At 63.4% G+C, this 16,925-nt stretch carries 15 protein-coding genes; 8 read left to right on the top strand and 7 right to left on the bottom strand.

All coding sequences use genetic code 11. From position 1 onward, the window contains the following. Positions 1-65: 65 nt before the first annotated feature. The 3 genes from AC1PQG_RS25875 to AC1PQG_RS25865 all read left to right on the top strand — a co-directional run bounded on the left by AC1PQG_RS25875 (position 66) and on the right by AC1PQG_RS25865 (position 3,545). Positions 66-1,691 carry a DUF1302 family protein gene (locus AC1PQG_RS25875; protein WP_481120590.1) on the top strand — a complete coding sequence of 542 codons (1,626 nt, stop codon included), beginning with the start codon at positions 66-68 and terminating at the stop codon, positions 1,689-1,691. A gap of 19 nt (positions 1,692-1,710) precedes the next feature. Continuing rightward, a complete protein-coding gene (locus tag AC1PQG_RS25870; RefSeq protein WP_481120589.1) occupies positions 1,711-2,976 on the top strand; it encodes a DUF1329 domain-containing protein in 1,266 nt (421 codons plus the stop codon). A 101-nt stretch (positions 2,977-3,077) separates the two neighbouring features. Then, a complete protein-coding gene (locus AC1PQG_RS25865) occupies positions 3,078-3,545 on the top strand; it encodes a GlcG/HbpS family heme-binding protein (protein ID WP_481120588.1) in 468 nt (155 codons plus the stop codon). Positions 3,546-3,600: 55 nt separating this feature from the next. Here the strand turns inward: AC1PQG_RS25865 and AC1PQG_RS25860 are convergent, their stop codons facing one another. The 7 genes from AC1PQG_RS25860 to AC1PQG_RS25830 all read right to left on the bottom strand — a co-directional run bounded on the left by AC1PQG_RS25860 (position 3,601) and on the right by AC1PQG_RS25830 (position 11,375). Beyond that, positions 3,601-4,338, bottom strand: a complete 738-nt coding sequence (locus tag AC1PQG_RS25860; RefSeq protein ID WP_481120587.1) for an aspartate/glutamate racemase family protein — start codon at positions 4,336-4,338, stop codon at positions 3,601-3,603. A 41-nt stretch (positions 4,339-4,379) separates the two neighbouring features. Beyond that, positions 4,380-5,138, bottom strand: a complete 759-nt coding sequence (locus AC1PQG_RS25855; RefSeq protein ID WP_481120586.1) for an SDR family NAD(P)-dependent oxidoreductase — start codon at positions 5,136-5,138, stop codon at positions 4,380-4,382. A 26-nt stretch (positions 5,139-5,164) separates the two neighbouring features. Beyond that, positions 5,165-6,619: an indoleacetamide hydrolase gene (gene iaaH / locus AC1PQG_RS25850; RefSeq protein WP_481120585.1), complete on the bottom strand. Its 1,455-nt coding sequence runs from the start codon at positions 6,617-6,619 to the stop codon at positions 5,165-5,167. Positions 6,620-6,660: 41 nt separating this feature from the next. Next, positions 6,661-8,049, bottom strand: a complete 1,389-nt coding sequence (locus AC1PQG_RS25845) for an amidase (RefSeq protein ID WP_481120584.1) — start codon at positions 8,047-8,049, stop codon at positions 6,661-6,663. Beyond that, positions 8,049-8,930, bottom strand: a complete 882-nt coding sequence (locus tag AC1PQG_RS25840) for an alpha/beta fold hydrolase (RefSeq protein WP_481120583.1) — start codon at positions 8,928-8,930, stop codon at positions 8,049-8,051. The genes AC1PQG_RS25845 and AC1PQG_RS25840 overlap by 1 nt, the downstream gene beginning before the upstream one ends. A 75-nt stretch (positions 8,931-9,005) precedes the next feature. Continuing rightward, on the bottom strand, positions 9,006-10,331 hold the full coding sequence (locus tag AC1PQG_RS25835; RefSeq protein WP_481120582.1) for a M20 family metallopeptidase: 1,326 nt from the start codon (positions 10,329-10,331) through the stop codon (positions 9,006-9,008). A 15-nt stretch (positions 10,332-10,346) separates the two neighbouring features. Further along, complete coding sequence (locus AC1PQG_RS25830) at positions 10,347-11,375, bottom strand: FAD-binding oxidoreductase (RefSeq protein ID WP_481120581.1); 1,029 nt, start codon at positions 11,373-11,375, stop codon at positions 10,347-10,349. Positions 11,376-11,983: 608 nt separating this feature from the next. Here AC1PQG_RS25830 and AC1PQG_RS25825 point away from each other — a divergent pair. The 5 genes from AC1PQG_RS25825 to AC1PQG_RS25805 all read left to right on the top strand — a co-directional run bounded on the left by AC1PQG_RS25825 (position 11,984) and on the right by AC1PQG_RS25805 (position 16,867). Next, complete coding sequence (locus tag AC1PQG_RS25825; RefSeq protein ID WP_481120580.1) at positions 11,984-12,988, top strand: AraC family transcriptional regulator; 1,005 nt, start codon at positions 11,984-11,986, stop codon at positions 12,986-12,988. A 183-nt stretch (positions 12,989-13,171) separates the two neighbouring features. Further along, on the top strand, positions 13,172-14,509 hold the full coding sequence (locus AC1PQG_RS25820; protein ID WP_481120579.1) for a Rieske 2Fe-2S domain-containing protein: 1,338 nt from the start codon (positions 13,172-13,174) through the stop codon (positions 14,507-14,509). A gap of 171 nt (positions 14,510-14,680) precedes the next feature. After that, entirely contained in the window at positions 14,681-15,502 is an 822-nt protein-coding gene (locus AC1PQG_RS25815; protein WP_481120578.1) for an alpha/beta fold hydrolase, read from the top strand. Between the two features lie 48 nt (positions 15,503-15,550). Beyond that, the gene (locus tag AC1PQG_RS25810; protein ID WP_481120577.1) at positions 15,551-15,976 is read left to right on the top strand and encodes a lipocalin-like domain-containing protein; all 426 of its coding nucleotides are present in this window, start codon (positions 15,551-15,553) and stop codon (positions 15,974-15,976) included. Between the two features lie 12 nt (positions 15,977-15,988). Next, entirely contained in the window at positions 15,989-16,867 is an 879-nt protein-coding gene (locus tag AC1PQG_RS25805; RefSeq protein WP_481120576.1) for a VOC family protein, read from the top strand. The last annotated feature ends 58 nt before the right edge of the window (positions 16,868-16,925 follow it).

The raw sequence follows: 16,925 nt of genomic DNA, 5'->3' as shown, positions 1-16,925 counted from the left end.
CCGGCTCCGATTGTCTTCAATCCGCCGGAGAACCGGCACAACCCCCAGCAGTCCAGGAGAAGTAAATGGCAAATGGAAACATGCGCAGCCAGCGGTTTGCGTGCAGGCCCAAGAGCGTGGCCCTTGCGGTGATGCTTACCGCCACCCAGGCTGCAAGCGCCGGAGAACCGGGTGACGTGAAGCTCGACGGCTTCTTGAGACAGGAATTTTCCTGGAACACGGCAGACTGGAAGGACACACCGAACTACAACGACCGCGGCAAGCTATCGATGGCCCGCACCACGGCCCGCCTGAACATCGACTGGACGCCCGTCCGGGACGTGTCGGTGGTGACCAAGCTGCGCGCCGTCGGAGAGGCCAAGACCTCCTTCCTGGACCATCTGGAAAAGATGGGCGCCTACAACTACGGCGACGCCAGCGGCCGCGGCGACATCATGGCCCTCTACAACAAGAACGACATCGGCGACGTGATCCGCGAGATGTACGTGGATTTTCCGGTTGGCGAACGGGCACGTCTGCGCCTGGGCAAACAACAGATCGTATGGGGCGAGACGGACTTCTTCGCGGCTAACGACCTCGTGCATGGCTTCGACTACACGTGGCGCTCCTTCCTGGAGCCCTCCAACGAAGAACTGCGCAAGGCCAACCTCATCGCCAAGCTGAACGTCGACGTGCCCGAGCTGGACGGCGGCATCGAAATGTTCGTGCGCCCGGGCTGGGATCGCAAATCGGACATCGGCACCGAGTTGGATGTATACGGCGGTCGCTGGTCCAGCCAATCGGTAGTCGGCGTGGATTTCCGCAACATCGACCCCTATGACTTCCGCAATTCCAAGGGCAATGCCCGGGAAGTCACCGGCGGTATCCGCTGGACGGGCCTGGCCCATGACATCAACTACTCGGTGTCCTACCTCAAGACCTTCTGGCCCAGCCCCATGCTCAACGCCGCCAGCACACTCAAGCTGTTTGGCCTGCCGGACACGCCGTCAGGGGCGACGACACTGGGTCGCGCCAATAGCCTGGGCGTTGCCGGCGACCTGATCTATCCCACCGTGGATGTGTACGGCGCCACAGCCAGCGGGTATGCCAACTGGGCCGACGCGGTATTCAGCACCGAAGTGGCGTTCATCAAGGACGCGCCCTACCAGTTCCAGAACGGCCCGCTGGCAGGCCCGCTGTCGCAGGCGGTGGCGCCGGGCTTCGATGGCATCAAGCGCAAGGACCTGATGGCGTGGATGCTGCGCATGGACAAGAACATCGCTGCCACCCAGCCGTTGCTGGGCACGGAAAAGCCAATGTTCTTCTCGGTCCAGCTCTTCGACAAATGGCTGATGAACTATGACAAGGGCGAGCGCCTGCTCAACGCCGTGGGGGCCGGCCAGCTCACCAAGGAGCACTCCTTCCTGCTCACCGCGATCTTCGACCTCTCCTACGACAGCGGCCGGGTCAAGCCCAACCTGGTGGTGGGAACCGACCTGACCTACGGCGGCGGCTTCATCGTTCCCTCCATGACGATGGAACTCAACAAGCAATGGCGCTGGAAGGTGGAGTACGACAAGTTCTGGGACGACGAACACCGCGACCTCAGCAAGTGCCCTGCCGGCAATGTGGCCGTCTGCGACAGCGCCAGCCTCTTCGGCTACTTCCACCGGCGCGACCAGCTTTACACCAGCCTGACCTACCTCTTCTGACCCCATCGGAGCCAACACCATGACCCTACGCAAACCCATCGCCATCAGCGCCTGCGCCGCGCTGCTTGCCCTCGCTTTCAGCAGCAGCCATGCGGCCGAACTACCGCCGGGCACAGTGATCTCCGCCGAGAACCTCGACAAGATCAAGAACGACACCTTCGAAGGCCACACCATCGCCAATCTGCTGACCGAAAAGATGGAATGGCGTATCCGCAACAACGGCTGGAAACTGCCCCTCGCCAAGTCCCAGAAGGTCAAGCTCGATCCGAAATGGCTGAAGGCCTCCGAAGCCAACGCCGGCAAGACCAAGATCAATACCGAAAGCTGCCAGGTCGATGGCTGGAACGCGGGGCAACCCTTCCCCAACATCGACATGAAGGACCCCCAGGCCGCCGAGAAGATCATCTGGAACTGGCATCTGGGACAGTTGATGGGTGACGTGGCCATCGTGCCCCTTTACACCCAGGTCCTCATCGACGGGCAGAAAGGTGTGCACGCAGAACCGGTCGCCGAGTTCACCCGCTACGCCATGAAGGGACGACTGTCCGGCGAGGCCACCCAGGGCGACGGCACCCAGCGTGGCCGGCAACTGCTGTACTTCAAATCACCGTCGGACATGAAAGGCATCGGCACCTTCACAATCCAGTACGACTCCGTGAAGGTCAATGACGTCTGGGCCTACGTGCCGGCCGTCCGCCGCGTCCGCCGCCTCTCGGGCGGTGCATGGATGGACCCGGTGGGCTCCTCCGACCAGCTCCAGGACGACCTGGAGATCTTCAACGCCCGCCCCTGCTGGTATAAGGGCTACAAGCTTCTCGGCAAGCGCTACGTCCTGGCGGTGATGCACAGCAAGCACCCCCTGTGGAATGCCAAGGGCGACAGCTTCGAGAAGAAGTACCCGGTGCTCGAGAACAAGCCACCGTACTGGAACATGAACAACAACAACTTTGAGCCGCGGGAAGTCTATGTGGTCGAAGCCACCACGCCGTCTGAGCACCCCTACAGCAAGAAGGTGCTCTACATCGACACCCAGTTCCCGCGCATCCACTACGGCGAGGCCTACAACCGCAAGGGCGAGTTCTGGAAGTTCATGGAATGGCACTCCTACCCGGGCAAGGCCGAGGATGGCTTCCTGGACATCCGCACCAGCGCGGGCGCAATCATCGACTTCCAGCGTAACCACGCCACCGTATCCCTGATCGATAGCGCCTCCTGGAAGACCAATCCGCCGGGCGTGAAGGAGTCCGACATCTCCCTGCAGACCCTGCAGGCTGCGGGTCGCTGAACAAGCGCACTGCGGTGTGACACAGGGGCGTCGCTCGTCAGCGGGCACGCCCCTTTTTCTTTTTAGTGCAGCCCGGCAGGAAGCCGTGCCAGGAGTATCGAATGGAACACACGAACACGAATGACACATCCCTTCAGCTGGCCGTGACCCAGCTGAACATCAGCCGCCATGCAGCACAGCACATGGCCAGCGCCGCCCTCGACGAAGCAGAGCGACTCGGCATCCACGTGAATGCCGCGGTGGTGGACCGCCACGGCACGCTGATGGCCTTCCTGCGCATGCCTGACTCATCCCTGTTCTCGCTCCAGACCGCCATGGACAAGGCCTACTCGGCCGCCAGCGCGCGGATGCCGACAGCCCAGTGGAGCGACGCCCTGTCGGGCTACTCGCCCCTCATCCAGCACAACATTCTCCAGCGCCCCCGGCTGGTGGTGTTTGGCGGTGGTATTCCAGTTGAGGTGGACGGCGAAGTGATCGGTGCCATCGGCGTGTCAGGAGGCAGCGTCGAGGACGACGAGCGCTGCGCGGAGGCCGGTTTGAATGCGGTCTTCCCCGCCGCGCCGCAATGAAAAAAGCCTGGTTGCGGGCTCCCCCGCAACCAGGCCAACCGCCGAGGAGACAGACTTAAATGCCGAAAGCCACGTCCTTCAAAGCTTCCGGCGACGGAAACGCCTTCTTGCTGTGGGCGATGCCCAGATCGAGGAACAGCTCGCACATCTTGTAGGCCACAACGCCGGGGTTCAGCACCGGCACCGGCAGACGGGAGGCCAGGTAGGCATGGGACTGGTGCATCGTGGTGGAGCCGAGCACGATGGCGTCGGCGCCATCCTCGTGGATGGCCTTGAGCGCGGCTTCCTCGAGCCGGGCGAACACGATGTCCTCCTTGCCTGTCAGCAGTTCCACCGTATCCGGGCGGACTTCGATGGCGCGCATGGAAGCGAGACGGGACTCCAGGCCGTATTCCTTCAGGGTCTTGCGGTAGAGCGGGAACCAGCGCTCCCACATGGTCAGGATGCTGAACTTGTGGCCGAGCATGGCGGCCACATGGAAGGCGCTCTGACCTGGAGAAAGGACGGGAATGGTGAGCCGGGCCCGCAGCGCGGCGAGACCGGAATCGCTGACGGTGTTGATGCACACCGCGTCGAACCCCTCCTCTTCCGCCTGGATGCCGGCCTGGATCACGGCCAGCTCCATGATGGCCATGTCGTAGTAACTGTCAGCGAGGGTCATCGTGCTGCCGGCACCGACAAAGCTCACGTCGATATCGCTACGCCGGAACTCCGGCGGCAGCTGGGATTCGACCATCGGCCGGGTGGCCTCGCTCATCGGAACGGGGAAAATCATCTTGACTCGCTTGCCCATGGATTGCACTCCTTTTCTGTCTGTTAAATCGGGGGCCGGCATCAATTGGCCGACATGCCGCCGTCCACCGGGATGAAGCCACCGGTCACGTAGGACGACTGGTTCGACAGCAACCACAACACGGCATGACTGACCTCCCTCGGCTGGCCGATGCGGTGCATCGGAACGCCATCGTCGTACATGTGGTCGTCGCCGCCGGTCACGCGGTCATAGCTGGCCGTCTTGATCGGGCCGGGGCAGACCGCATTCACGCGGATGCCCTGCTGGGCGTAATCGAGCGCGGCCGCGCGGGTGGCGCCGATGATGCCGTGCTTGGCGGCGACGTAATACGCCAGGCGCGGCATGGCCTTGAGGCCGAAGATGGAGCTGTTGTTCACGATGCTGCCGCCCCCGCTGCGGAGCATCGCGGCGGCCTCGTACTTCATCATGTACAGCATGCCCTTCAGGTTGATGTCGATGACGTCCGAAATGTCGGCGTCGGGGGTCTCGTGGATGTCGCAGAAGTCACGCTGCAGGCCCGCGTTGTTGAAGGCACCATCCAGCCGGCCAAAATGCCCGACTGCGCGCTCCACCAGCGCCGCACAGTCCTCAGCACGGGAGACGTCGGTAGGTTGGAAAACAGCCTGGCCACCGGCTGCACGGATCTCTTCGACGATGCGCTCGCCTTCCTTCCGGTTGCGGTTGCCGAGGACGACGCGCGCGCCCTCCGCAGCCAACGCCAGGCAGGCGTCACGGCCCATTCCGCTGCCGCCACCGGTGACGATGAAAACCTTGTCCTGCAGGTCGGGATAAATGCTCACCGCTTGTCTCCTTTTTCTCCGGGGAATCACAAGAGAGCTGGAGCAATCCGCCCCAGCACGTTTTCGAGGGCGATGCCGATGGCCAGCAGGCGACGATCCTCGCCGCCATGGCCGTCCAGCTCCATGCCGACGGGCAAGCCCGTCGTGGCGCCGAGTCCCACCGGGAGTTGGATACCCGGCAGGCCGGCACTGGCCGAGGGTTCGGTGTTCTGGATCAGCAGGGAGAAGTTCTGCGGCTCGCTGACGTCCGGCTTGGCCAGCGGTGCCACGATCGGCGTGGTGGGAAAGACGAAGGCATCCAGGCGATGACGCTCGAAGAGCGCCTGATAGTGAGCGCGCAACGCCGGGCGGCCGCTGCGCTGGGCCTGCTCGTAAAGAGGAGCGGAATCGACGATGTTGCCCTCGACGTCCAGCGCCTTGCGGGGCAGCACGAAGGTGTCGTAGATGCCGGCCACGTCCAGGCTGGCAATCCCGGCGCGGAGCGCTTCGATGGAGATGCCGGGCCCCTGGGTAGCCAGGTAGTCCACCATGTCCTGATACGCCTCGTGGAACACCACCGGGAAGCCCACGGCGTTGTTGAGGGCCATGATCTCCTTGTCGTCCACTTCGACAAAGGTCACCCCCGCGTTCTCGAGCTTGAGTCGCACGCTGGCCATGATGGGCGCCACTTCGTCGTCCATGTTGGCCCAGAAATCAGGCACGACCCCCAGACGCAGGGTCTTGAGCTGCACAGGCGGCAAAGCCTGCTCGCCGGTGATCAAGCCGTCCAGCAGGGCCACATCGGCCATGCACAAGGCCATGGGCCCGGCGGTGTCGCGGCTGCTGGCAATCGGCGTGATACCTTGGGACGGGTAACGGCTGGCGCTGGGACGCAGGGAGCTGCAGCCGTTGAGCGCAGGGGGAATGCGCATCGAGCCACCGGTATCCGTTCCCAGGGCGGCGGGCGCCATGCGGGCGCCGAGGGCTGCAGCGCTGCCCGACGAGGAGCCGCCGGCAATCCGGGTCGAGTCGTAGGGGTTGCGTACGCCAACCACGCCAGGCGAGTGATACGCGGCGTTATAGCCCGTCGCACCAAAGGCCAGTTCATGCATGTTGGTCTTGCCCAGCATGATGGCACCCGCCTCCCGCAAGCGGCGCACCACCGGCGCATCTTGGGCAGGAACGAAGCCGGCAAGCGCTGGCGTGCCGGCGGTCGAGGGCATGCCGGCGACGTGGATGTTGTCCTTGACCACCACCGGAATGCCGGCCAGGGGACCAAGTGGCTGGCCCGCGCGGCGGGCGGTATCCACGGCCCGCGCGGCCTTCAGCGCCCCCTCTTCGTCCAGCGTGATGAAGATGTTGAGGTCACCATGGGCGCGGGCGCGCTCGATATAAGCCTTTACCAGGGCCTCGCTGCTCAGGCGGCCGCTGTCGAAGAGGCGCAGCGTCTCGGCAAGGGTCAGCGCGTCGATATCAGCTGGAGTCGGGGAAATCTGGGACATGGGATGCATCCTTCTTGGGTTCTCTGTGAAGTTGGGTTGGATCAGCAAGCCGGATGGGCCCGGTGCCAGTCGGTGGCCCGTTGCAGGGCCACCCCGGCCCCCAGCAGGGTCTGCTCGCCGCCCTTACGGGCGACGAACTGGAAACCGATCGGCAACCCGTCAGCGGTCAGCCCGCAGGGCAGGCTCAGGGAGGGATGGCCGGAAATATTGAAAGGCGCGGTGAATTGGATGAGCCGCTGGTTGGCTTCGGGGTCGGCAGCCAACGCGCCCAGTTGCTCGTGGGTGGGCGCCGCGACAGGCTGCACCGGCACCAGCAACAGATCGACGCTCTCCAGCAGTACATTCACACGGCCGGTGAAGGCCGCGGCGGACAACAACAGGCGCTGATAGGTGGAGCCACCGAGGCTACGTCCCACGTCGATCAGCCGGCTCAGCGCCGGGCCATACTCCGCCGCACGGGCGGGATAGGTGTCGGCGTGGGCAACAGCCGTCTGGACGCCGCACTGGGCTTCCCATTGGCCAGCGATGTGCCAGGCATCGGGAAAGCGCACCTCCTGCACCTTGGCCCCCAGACTGCGCAAAGTCGCGAGGACGTTCTCCAGCGCGCGCTGAGTCGCATCGTCGGTGCCATCGGAGTTCCAGTAGGGGTCGAGCCCGATGGTCAATCCCTTGAGGGCGACAGCGCGGGAACGCCCCCGCAGGGTGCTCACATCCGACGTGGGATCGAGGGGATCGTGGCCTTCGATGGCGTTGAACAGGATGCGCGCATCGGCGGCGCTACGCGCCATGGGGCCCACGTGATCGAGCAGCGCGGCCAGTTCGAAGGTGCCATGCCGGCTGACCCGCCCCCAGGTCGGTTTGAGCCCGGTAAGCCCATTGGCGGCGCAGGGAAAGCGGATCGAGCCGCCCGTGTCGGTGCCCAGCGCGGCACAGCACAGGCCTGCCGCCGTGGCCACGCCAGAGCCGCTGGACGACGCACCGGTCCAGTGGTCCGCCCCCCAGGGATTGACTGGGGCGGGAATCGACGGGTGGTGGGTCGCAAAGGCCCCCTCGGTCATCTGCAGCTTGCCGAGGATGATCGCGCCGGCATCGCGTAGACGACGCACGACCGTCGAATCCTCCGCAGGGACGAAATCCCGATGGACAGTCGTCCCGGCCGCCGTGACGACACCCTTGGTCCAGAACAGATCCTTGACGGCCAGCGGAATGCCATCCAGCGGACCGCGATAGTCGCCGCGCAGGATGCGCGCCTCGGCGGCCTGGGCCGCGGCGCAGGCGTCATCAGCCATAACCCGGGCGTAGGCATGCAGCCCGGGATCGAGCGCCTCGATACGATCGAGGAAAACCTGGGTCAGCTCCACCGGCGACAGCTTTCGGGCGCGGATCAGCGGGGCCAGCCGGGAGATCTCCTGGTAGTGCAAGCGGCGCATCACCGCCCCTCCAGAAAGGCCAGCAGGTGGGCGTTGAACGCCTCTGCACACTCGCTTTGCAGATGATGGGCTGCATTGCCCATGACGTGCAGGCGCGCATCGGCAAACTGATTGAGCATCAACATGGGCACGTCAATGCCGCCGAACCAGTCGTGCAGGCCCCAGAAGATCAGCGTGGGGGCCTTCACCGCAGAAAAGACGGGCGCCAGGTTCTCCCACTCGCCAAAGGCGCCGGGGGTCTGGAGCAGCGCACGAAAACCGGGGTGGATGCTGGCCTCGTAGCGCAGCCGGACGTTGTCCTCGGTCACCTGCTCGTCGTCGTGGTATTCGAGGCGGGCGATCAAGGCGCGCATCTTGTCCAGGCTCGGCCCACCGTCCGCCACGAAGTAGTCGTGCATGATGTTGCGGGCATGCTTGCTGAACAGCGGCAGCGGCGCCATCACGCCACGCGCCACCGGCTGAGAACCGATCAGCGTGAGGCTGGCGACGCGCTGCGGATGATCGGCCGCCAGGCGGATGGCCACACAACCGCCGAAGGACTGGTTGATCAGGTGCGCCCTGGCGATCCCCAGCGCATCCATGAATCCCCGCAGCTTGTCGGCCTGCCACGAGAAGACCGGGCCGGCGATCGGCACCATGTCCGATTCGCCGAACTGGGGGAAGTCGATGAAGTAACAGCGCCGACCGGCTGACACGGCCGCGGCGCTCAGGCGGAAATTGCTCCAGCCGGTGCTGCCGGGCCCGCCGCCATGGGTGAAGATGGCGGGAATCGCCTCATCGAGCCCTTCAACTTCGCGGTAATGGATACGGATTCCGTCCACTGTGACGAAACGGCTGCTGCTGGCAGGTACGGAAGGGCTGCCTTGGGTCGTCGGGGGCATGGAAAATCTCCTGGAAACAGCTGAAGGGGCCAGTGCAAGACGCTCTCGGGCCGGCACGACGCCGGCCCCAGGGGCTTACAGCCCCAGGTCCTGACGCTTGCGTGTCAGGGTGTCGATGAGCACGTACATGATCTTGTGCGCGCAGGGGATGAGGTCCGGCACGTAGGTCGCCCCCATCCCGCCCAGGCCCTCGGCAACCGGCAGCGGGGGATTCGGCGCCGGCCAGGGCCAGCCGATACGCACGGTGGGAACCCCATAGCGGCGCAGAGCCGTACCGTCGGTCTGTCCGCCAAGCAGGTCCGGCATGCCGTGGGAGCGCTGCTCGATGTGCTCCCAGCCCCGCTTGGCCGAGCGCACGATCCAGCTTTCGGGATCGGTGGTGCCGCCAGGGACGGAGCCGTACATTTCCCAGTCGAGGACGATGTCCGGGTGGCGCTGGCGAAGATCCGCCACGAATTCCGCGAACTGGGCCTTCACGTTGGCCGGCGACGTGCGCGGGTTGATCCGGATGTCGAAGAAGATCTCGGTGACCGCCGACGGAAAGGCCGGACGTTCCGGATCACCGGACCGTACCCCAGCAATCCACCCATGGGGCTTGATCACGCCGGAGGTATTGCGGTCGGCGTATTCCAGCAACCACGCTTCGAGCTCCTGAATCACCGTGGCGGCGGGCACCACCGAGCTGCGGAACGCGGGCAGGTCATGGGGCACACCGGCATAGCCCAAGGTGCCGTGCACCCGGAGCTTGAACCAGCCCATGCCCGGCTCTTCGTGATAGACCCAGTTCCAGGGCTTCATGATCACCGCGAAGTCAGCCGCGGCCCCCCGGTTGAGGAGATGCAGCACCCCATTGGACATGCCGCCATGATTGCGGGCGGAAATATCCACCGGCATGCCCCCATCGGCCATGCCCACCAGCAGGTCGCCCACGATAGGCACTTCCGCCTCGATCAGCGCGGTGGCGATCTCCGTGAGGGTGGCCACCATCGCCTTCGGGTTGGATGCGCCCAGGCCGAAGACCCAGTCGTCCAGCATCTGCGCGCGGGGCTGCATATCCGCCTCACCTTTGGCGCCGGTCCATTCGCTTTCCGCTTCGGTCAGATCCAGGTGGGTATCGATCGGCGCGTAGAGCATCAGCGTTGCACCGCCGCCGCTACCGCGCAATTCAGCCAGCACGTTGCCGCTGGTCTCGGTCATCGGCTGGTAGCGGGCCTTCAGCCCCACTTCCGACAGGTGCCTGGCCATGAACTCGCTGGCGGCGCGGGCGGCACCGGTCGGACTATGGATATCCACGATCGAGAAGAGGAGTTTCTGCAGACGCTGCGGGTCGATCTTGGCGCATGCCTTTTCGTACCAAGCCTGTTGCTCGGCGCTAAAGGCCGGCACACTGGGGGTGCTCATGGTGTTTCTCTCCGGTTAGTGGCTAGCGACGAACTGCTCGCTGTAGATATGTTCGGGCGACATGCCCAATTCGATCAGGCGCTGGGTGGCGGCGTCGATCATCGGCTGGGGGCCGCAGAGATAGGCCACCGTGTCGGGGCCGGTGACATCGCCTTCCCGCAGGGCTGACACGGGACTGCCGGACAGCAGCTCGCCGTCCGCTCCGCGGTCAACGGTGATCCGGGTTTCGAGCGTTGGCAGCCACTGGCGGCGCAGTTCCAGCTCATCGAGGCAGAACAGGGCGTCCGGCGTGGCACAGCCAAAATTGAGAAGCATCTGGGGCTTGCGCCCACCCCATTGGCGGATGCCGTCGATCATCGACAGCACCGGCGCGAGGCCCGTCCCGCCGGCCACGAAGATATGCTTGGCGCGGCGATGCTCCTCGCGCAGGAAGAAAGCGCCGTAGGGGCCGTGCAGCTTGACCACGTCATCCGGCCGGGCACACTCCTGCAGCCACGTGGACATGGCGCCGCCCGGCAGGAGACGGACAAGCAACTCCAGCTGTGGCAGGTCTGCAGCAATGCTCGACGGGGAATAGCTGCGCACGACACCGGTACCCGGAACTTCAAGCTGCAGATATTGGCCAGGGCGGAAATCGAGCCAATCGCCTTCCGCCAGTTCGAGAGTGAGCCTGGCCACGTTGGAAGCGACACGCACGACTTCATTCACGAAGGCATTTGCGATAACCGGCGCAATCTGGCCCGCCGTGCTGGTGTAGGGCAGTTCGAACACGCAGTCGGTGTTCGCCTGAGTCACGCACAACAAGCGCTGTCCGGCAGCGTATTCGCTGCTCAGCAGGCTGGGCGTGGCGCCGGGCTGGGTCGCAGCATCGCCCGCGCACAAGGTGGCAATGCAGCTCGAGCAGCTGCCCGAATGACACTGATGTATGAGCGGCGCGCCCGCCTGGAGGGCGACATCGAGGACGGAGCGACCACTTTCCGAATGGACCGTATGAGTGGCGCCGTCCGCGAAGCGCAGCGTGATTTGGTGCGTTTGATCGTTCATGAGGCTGGATTCCATGGCTTGCATTCACACTCGTGGAGTGCGCGAAGGACCGCGCGTGGAACGCATCCTATGAATCAGCCCCGCCGACGTCGCTCCAAATCAGGCAAGGCTTTATCCCGGCAGTGCAGTTTTCCGATTAAGAAGGGTGCCCGGTGCTTGTCCCGGAATAGACAGCTTCAAAATGCCTCACGAAGGAATAAGCAAATGGATTGATTTTTTTGAACACCCGATAAACGCTATACAAAAAGTGCACCGACTATCCGAAAAGTGCACTTTTATTTATCTCCGGCAATCACCGGAGATGCCACATTCGGCACGGCGCTTGCCTCTTTCAAACACGTACAAAGACGTCAAGGCCTGATTTTTAAGGCTTTCTCCAGAAAATGCCTGACAGAGGAATGCGACGATGCACCAAATTGAGAAAATGCTGCACCGCAAGAGTGCTTTTTGGTTCGGACAATGTTCAAATCTCGACGCGCTGGAAATAAAGACAAAAACGCGGCGCAACATTGCACTTAATTCGGACATACGCATCCAGAGAGAACGATGTCCAATTCCGCTCATAAGAACAGGCAGACATGAGCAATGTTCCAACGGAGGAGACTGAAATGGAACTTATTGGTCATAAACCGGAGCCGAGCGCACTTCCGCTCATGGCCGGGACAAACCTTTTCCAGACCCAGAGTGTGGAAGAAGCGCGCCAGTGGGGCGTGCGCACCTTCTGCGAGAGCCGCCTCAGGAAGCTGGACGGCCTGCGTCCCATCAACGCACGGCTGCACTACCGCAAGGTGCGCGACGTGGGCTTCGGACGCATTACCTACGGCGGAGCGGTGGATATCGATCCCGGCTGTTTCGACTCCTTCTATCTGGCCCAGGTGCCGCTGAGCGGACGCGAAGTGATCGATGTCGGCGGTCAGACGGTCTGCTCCAGCGGCAAGGCGGGCTCGGTCATCAACGCCACCTCACCCTCCGTCATCCATCACGAGGTCAATACCGAAAAGCTGGTGGTGCGCATCGAACGCGAGGTACTGGAGCGCAGCTGTATCCAGCACCTGGGCCGCGCCCTTCGCCAGCCCATCGAATTCCTGCCGTCCATGATGCTGGATGGCGTTGCCGGCAGCCGGTGGACCGGGCTTCTGCGCTGGATCTACGAATCCCTGGCCCTGGACGAGCAGTGTTTCGACTCCCCGATCATGGCGGCCCAGGTGGAACAGGCAGTCATTGCCACACTGCTCACCTGCCAACCGCACAATTACACGGAAGAATTGACGGGTGAAGAGCGCTCGATTGCGCCGGCTTTCGTCAAACGTATAGAACGCTATATCGAGGACAATGCCGATCAGCCGATCACCATCGTCGATCTGGCAGAACACGCGGGAGTCAGCAGCCGCTCCATCTTCAATGGCTTCCGCCGCTTCCGGAATACCTCGCCGATGCTGTATCTGAAAGAGGTACGCATGCGCAGGGTCAATGAAGAACTCAAGCGTTTGTCCCCTTCCGACACCACAGTAACGGCCGTGGCCTATCACTGGGGCTTCACCCATCTCGGCCATTTCACCACCGATTACAAACGCCGCTTCGGCGAAAGCCCTTCGCAGACCCTTGCCCGCTAAGGACGGGCAGTGGGCTTTCCCGGCAGCGGGGAAGCCCATTCGACGCTCCCGAAGATGCCATATTTCATTCGTGCACTAAGGGGATAAGCAGAGCAGTAAGTGGAGCGTCGACTCAATTCCCGCCCAATACCATATCTCCCAGATTCACCGCGACCTCATTCAATCAGCAATCGGGAGATCAAGATGTCGGAGCAACCCATCATTCGTCGGCGCACCCAGAAACTGAATACCATCAGCGAAGAGCGTGTCAATAATCAGAAGACCCAGAGCCAATACCAGCCTTACAAGGACGCTGCCTGGGGCTTCATCAACCACTGGTATCCCGCCCTTTTCAGCGATGAGCTCGCGGAAGACCAGGTCCAGGGTGTGCAAATCTGCGGTGTCCCCATCGTATTGCGCCGGGTGGATGGCAAGGTATATGCACTGAAAGACCAGTGCGTTCACCGTGGCGTGCGCTTCTCCGAAAAGAAAATGTGCTTCGACAAGAAGACCATTTCCTGCTGGTACCACGGTTTCACCTTCGACTTGAAGGATGGCAGCCTGACCACCATCGTCGGCAACCCCGACGACAAGCTGATCGGCACCACCGGCGTGACGACCTATCCGGTGCATGAAGTGGCCGGCATGATCTTCGTCTTCGTGCGCGAGGACGATTATCCGGACTCGGACGTGCCGCCGCTGGAGCACGACCTGCCCTTCCGCTTCCCGAAGAGCAACGAGCGCTTCCCGCACCCCCTGTGGCCGGACACCCCCAGCCTGCTGGACGAAGGTGCCGTGGCGATGGGCATGCACCGTACCGGCTACGGCAACTGGCGCATTGCCATCGAAAACGGCTTCGACAACGCCCACATCCTGGTGCACAAAGACTGCAGCATCGTGCAGGCCATGAAGTGGGTGCTGCCCCTGGGTATCGTGCCGACTGGCGACGACGCGATCACCGTGGTCGAGGACGAGAACGGCCCGAAGGGCATGATGCAATGGCTCTTCACCGACAAGTGGCAGCCCATTCTCGAGAACAAGGAGCTCGGCGTCGAGGTGAAGGGCGTCAATGCGCGTCCCTACCGCACGTCCATCGTGATGCCCGGCGTACTGATGGTGGAAAACTGGCCGGAAGAGCACGTCGTGCAGTACGAATGGAACGTGCCCATCACCGACGACACCCACGAATACTGGGAAGTGCTGGTCCGTGTGTGCAAGACACCCGCGGAACTGGAAGAGCACAAGTACCGCTTCGAGCGGGTGTACAAGCCCCTCGCGCTGCACGGCTTCAATGATTGCGATATCTACGCCCGGGAAGCGATGCAGAACTTCTACGCCGACGGCACCGGCTGGGAAGACGAGCAACTCGTGGCCACCGACTTGTCCCCGATCACCTGGCGCAAGCTGTGTTCCCGCTGGAACCGCGGTATCGCCAAACCCGGCCGCGGCGTAAACGGCGCGACCAAGACCTCGTCCATTCGCTTCCGCGAGACCGCCGACGGCAAGCCGCCGCGCTACAAGGTGGACAAGGTGGAGTTCTGAGCCCCTCCGTTGCATGTCGGCGCGACGATATCGATCGGCACGCAACGGGCACTCAATCCCATGGCGCCGGCCGGCGCAGCATCGAGACAGGATTTCGTTCTGTCATGCAGGCGCCGGCCAGTCCCCCGATACGGGCTCAGGGACCCGCATCCCTAAAGGATTTCAGCAACTATGCAGCAGAACCCGGAAATCGGTCTTTCCATCGATATCGATGGCGTCAGGACGAACTATCACGATCTGGGCGAAGGCCATCCCGTTCTCATGATCCACGGCTCCGGCCCGGGCGTGAGCGGTTTTGTGAACTGGCGCCTGGCAATGCCGGAACTGGCCAAGAGCAGCCGGGTAATCGTGCCCGACATGCTGGGCTTCGGCTACAGCGCCCGCGCTCCGGAAGGGCAGTATTCGCCGGAGCGCTGGGTTTCCCAGGCGGTGGGGCTGATGGACGCCCTCGGCCTGGAACGGACGGACATCGTCGGCAACTCCTTTGGCGGCGCCCTGGCCCTGATGCTGGCCATCCAGCATCCCGAACGCGTCCGACGGCTGGTGCTGATGGGCGCTGCAGGCGTGGAATTCGAACTGACACCCGGCCTGGACGCGGTCTGGGGCTATGAGCCGTCGATGGACAACATGCGCCGGATCATGGACATCTTTGCCTTTGACCGCTCGCGCATCACCGAGGACATCGTGCGCTCCCGCTACGAGGCCAGCATCCAGCCCGGCGCCCAGGAAGCCTTTTCTGCCATGTTCCCGGCACCACGCCAGCGCTGGGTCAAGGCGCTCGCCAGTGCCGAGGACGCGATCAAGGCGATTCCCCACGAGACGCTGATCATCCACGGCCGCGAGGACAAGGTGATTCCCCTCACCAACTCACTACGCCTGTGCGAGTTGATCCCCCGCGCTCAGTTGCACGTTTATGGCCACTGCGGCCACTGGACGCAGATTGAACATGCCGGACGTTTCGCACGACTGGTGCGCGACTTCCTGACCGAATAAGCCCATTCACGCCCAAGCGCTTAGTGATGGGTGACGAGGAGTTGAACGATGACCGATGACATCAAGGGACGCTGGTACATCCAGTCCTGGACGCAAGAGTACGACGATGGACGCGTCGTCCATCCCTTTGGCGAGAAGCTGGAAGGCTTCATCGAATACGGCGACGGAACCATGTTCTGTCTCGTGACCCGCTCGCCGCGCACGCTCTTCGCCAGCGGCGGCCAGTGGGATGCCAGCGATGCCGACAAGGCTGCCGCCTACAACGAATATCTCTCCTACGCGGGCGCCTACTCGCTGGAAGACGATTACGTGACCCACCACGTGGAGCTGGCCATCTTCCCGAACTGGCAGGGAGGCAAGCAACGTCGCAAGATCGTCCGCGGTGGCAACGGCGAACTCATGCTGGTCGCCCGCCTGGAAGAAGGCACGCCCGAAGCCCGCACGGCCCGGCTGACGTGGCGCCGGACCCGCTGAGGAGACATGGCGATGAGTCTGGTAAAACGCCTGGCCTACGTGGAAATCGAGGCCTCCGACCTGGAACGCTGGCGCGTCTTCGGCAGCGACGTATTCGGCTGCGAAGTGGCGGAAGACAGCAGCCCCGACTGCCTGAAACTGCGGATCGACGCCCGCCCGTGGCGCATCATGGTGTCCCGCGGCGAGAGGAATGACCTCAAGGTCATTGGACTGGAAGTAGCCGACCGGGCCGGCCTGCAAGAAGTCTGCGCCCGCCTGGAGCAGGCTGGACATCCTTTCCGCATGGGCAGCCGCGACGAATGCGCCGCCCGCGGTGTCTATGAGATGTGCCTGCTGACCGACCCCTCCGGCATCGACGTGGAGGTCTCCTACGGCAGCCTCCTCCAGCCCCAGCGCCCCTTCTGCGCCGCGGTGGGCCACGGCGGCTTCGTGACCGGAGAGCAGGGTCTGGGTCACCTCATGCTGGTCGTGGACGATCCGCTGCGCGTACAGCAGTTCTATGGCGAGATCATGGGTTTCGTCACCAGCGACTACGTGTCCACCAAGAACTATGGTGGTCTGGCTGGCGACTTCATCTTCATGCGCTGCAATCCACGCCATCACACCCTGGCCTTCGGCCACCTCCCCATTCCCCGCCGCCTCGGACACCTGATGCTGCAGGTCAATCGCATCGACGATGTCGGGCTGACCCTCGACCGGGTCCATGCCCACGGCTTCCGCCAGACCCGCTCCATAGGACGCCACGTGAACGACAACATGTTCTCGTTCTACGCGGAGTCACCGTCGAAGCTGCAACTCGAATGCGGCTGGGGTGGGCTGGAAATGGCCCCCGACGACACCGATGTGAAGCTCTTCGACGTGACCAGCGTCTGGGGACACAAACATCTGTAGGCAGGCCCGAAGGCCGCTTCCACAAACACGCGCGGGGTCCGGAGAGGCCCCGAAGGAA

The sequence above is a fragment of the Zoogloea sp. GDB6 genome (assembly GCF_056724105.1).
Note: the sequence above shows the minus strand (reverse complement) of the source record. Positions and strands in the feature narration are given on the sequence as shown.

What these genes read in the sequence shown, in the direction of transcription:
- AC1PQG_RS25805 (WP_481120576.1), top strand. Translation starts at nt 15,989, where the DNA reads ATGAGTCTGGTAAAACGCCTGGCCTACGTGGAAATCGAGGCCTCCGAC.
- AC1PQG_RS25840 (WP_481120583.1), bottom strand. Translation starts at nt 8,930, where the DNA reads ATGCCCCCGACGACCCAAGGCAGCCCTTCCGTACCTGCCAGCAGCAGC.
- AC1PQG_RS25835 (WP_481120582.1), bottom strand. Translation starts at nt 10,331, where the DNA reads ATGAGCACCCCCAGTGTGCCGGCCTTTAGCGCCGAGCAACAGGCTTGG.
- AC1PQG_RS25845 (WP_481120584.1), bottom strand. Translation starts at nt 8,049, where the DNA reads ATGCGCCGCTTGCACTACCAGGAGATCTCCCGGCTGGCCCCGCTGATC.
- AC1PQG_RS25875 (WP_481120590.1), top strand. Translation starts at nt 66, where the DNA reads ATGGCAAATGGAAACATGCGCAGCCAGCGGTTTGCGTGCAGGCCCAAG.
- iaaH (WP_481120585.1), bottom strand. Translation starts at nt 6,619, where the DNA reads ATGTCCCAGATTTCCCCGACTCCAGCTGATATCGACGCGCTGACCCTT.
- AC1PQG_RS25825 (WP_481120580.1), top strand. Translation starts at nt 11,984, where the DNA reads ATGGAACTTATTGGTCATAAACCGGAGCCGAGCGCACTTCCGCTCATG.
- AC1PQG_RS25820 (WP_481120579.1), top strand. Translation starts at nt 13,172, where the DNA reads ATGTCGGAGCAACCCATCATTCGTCGGCGCACCCAGAAACTGAATACC.
- AC1PQG_RS25815 (WP_481120578.1), top strand. Translation starts at nt 14,681, where the DNA reads ATGCAGCAGAACCCGGAAATCGGTCTTTCCATCGATATCGATGGCGTC.
- AC1PQG_RS25810 (WP_481120577.1), top strand. Translation starts at nt 15,551, where the DNA reads ATGACCGATGACATCAAGGGACGCTGGTACATCCAGTCCTGGACGCAA.
- AC1PQG_RS25870 (WP_481120589.1), top strand. Translation starts at nt 1,711, where the DNA reads ATGACCCTACGCAAACCCATCGCCATCAGCGCCTGCGCCGCGCTGCTT.
- AC1PQG_RS25830 (WP_481120581.1), bottom strand. Translation starts at nt 11,375, where the DNA reads ATGAACGATCAAACGCACCAAATCACGCTGCGCTTCGCGGACGGCGCC.
- AC1PQG_RS25860 (WP_481120587.1), bottom strand. Translation starts at nt 4,338, where the DNA reads ATGGGCAAGCGAGTCAAGATGATTTTCCCCGTTCCGATGAGCGAGGCC.
- AC1PQG_RS25865 (WP_481120588.1), top strand. Translation starts at nt 3,078, where the DNA reads ATGGAACACACGAACACGAATGACACATCCCTTCAGCTGGCCGTGACC.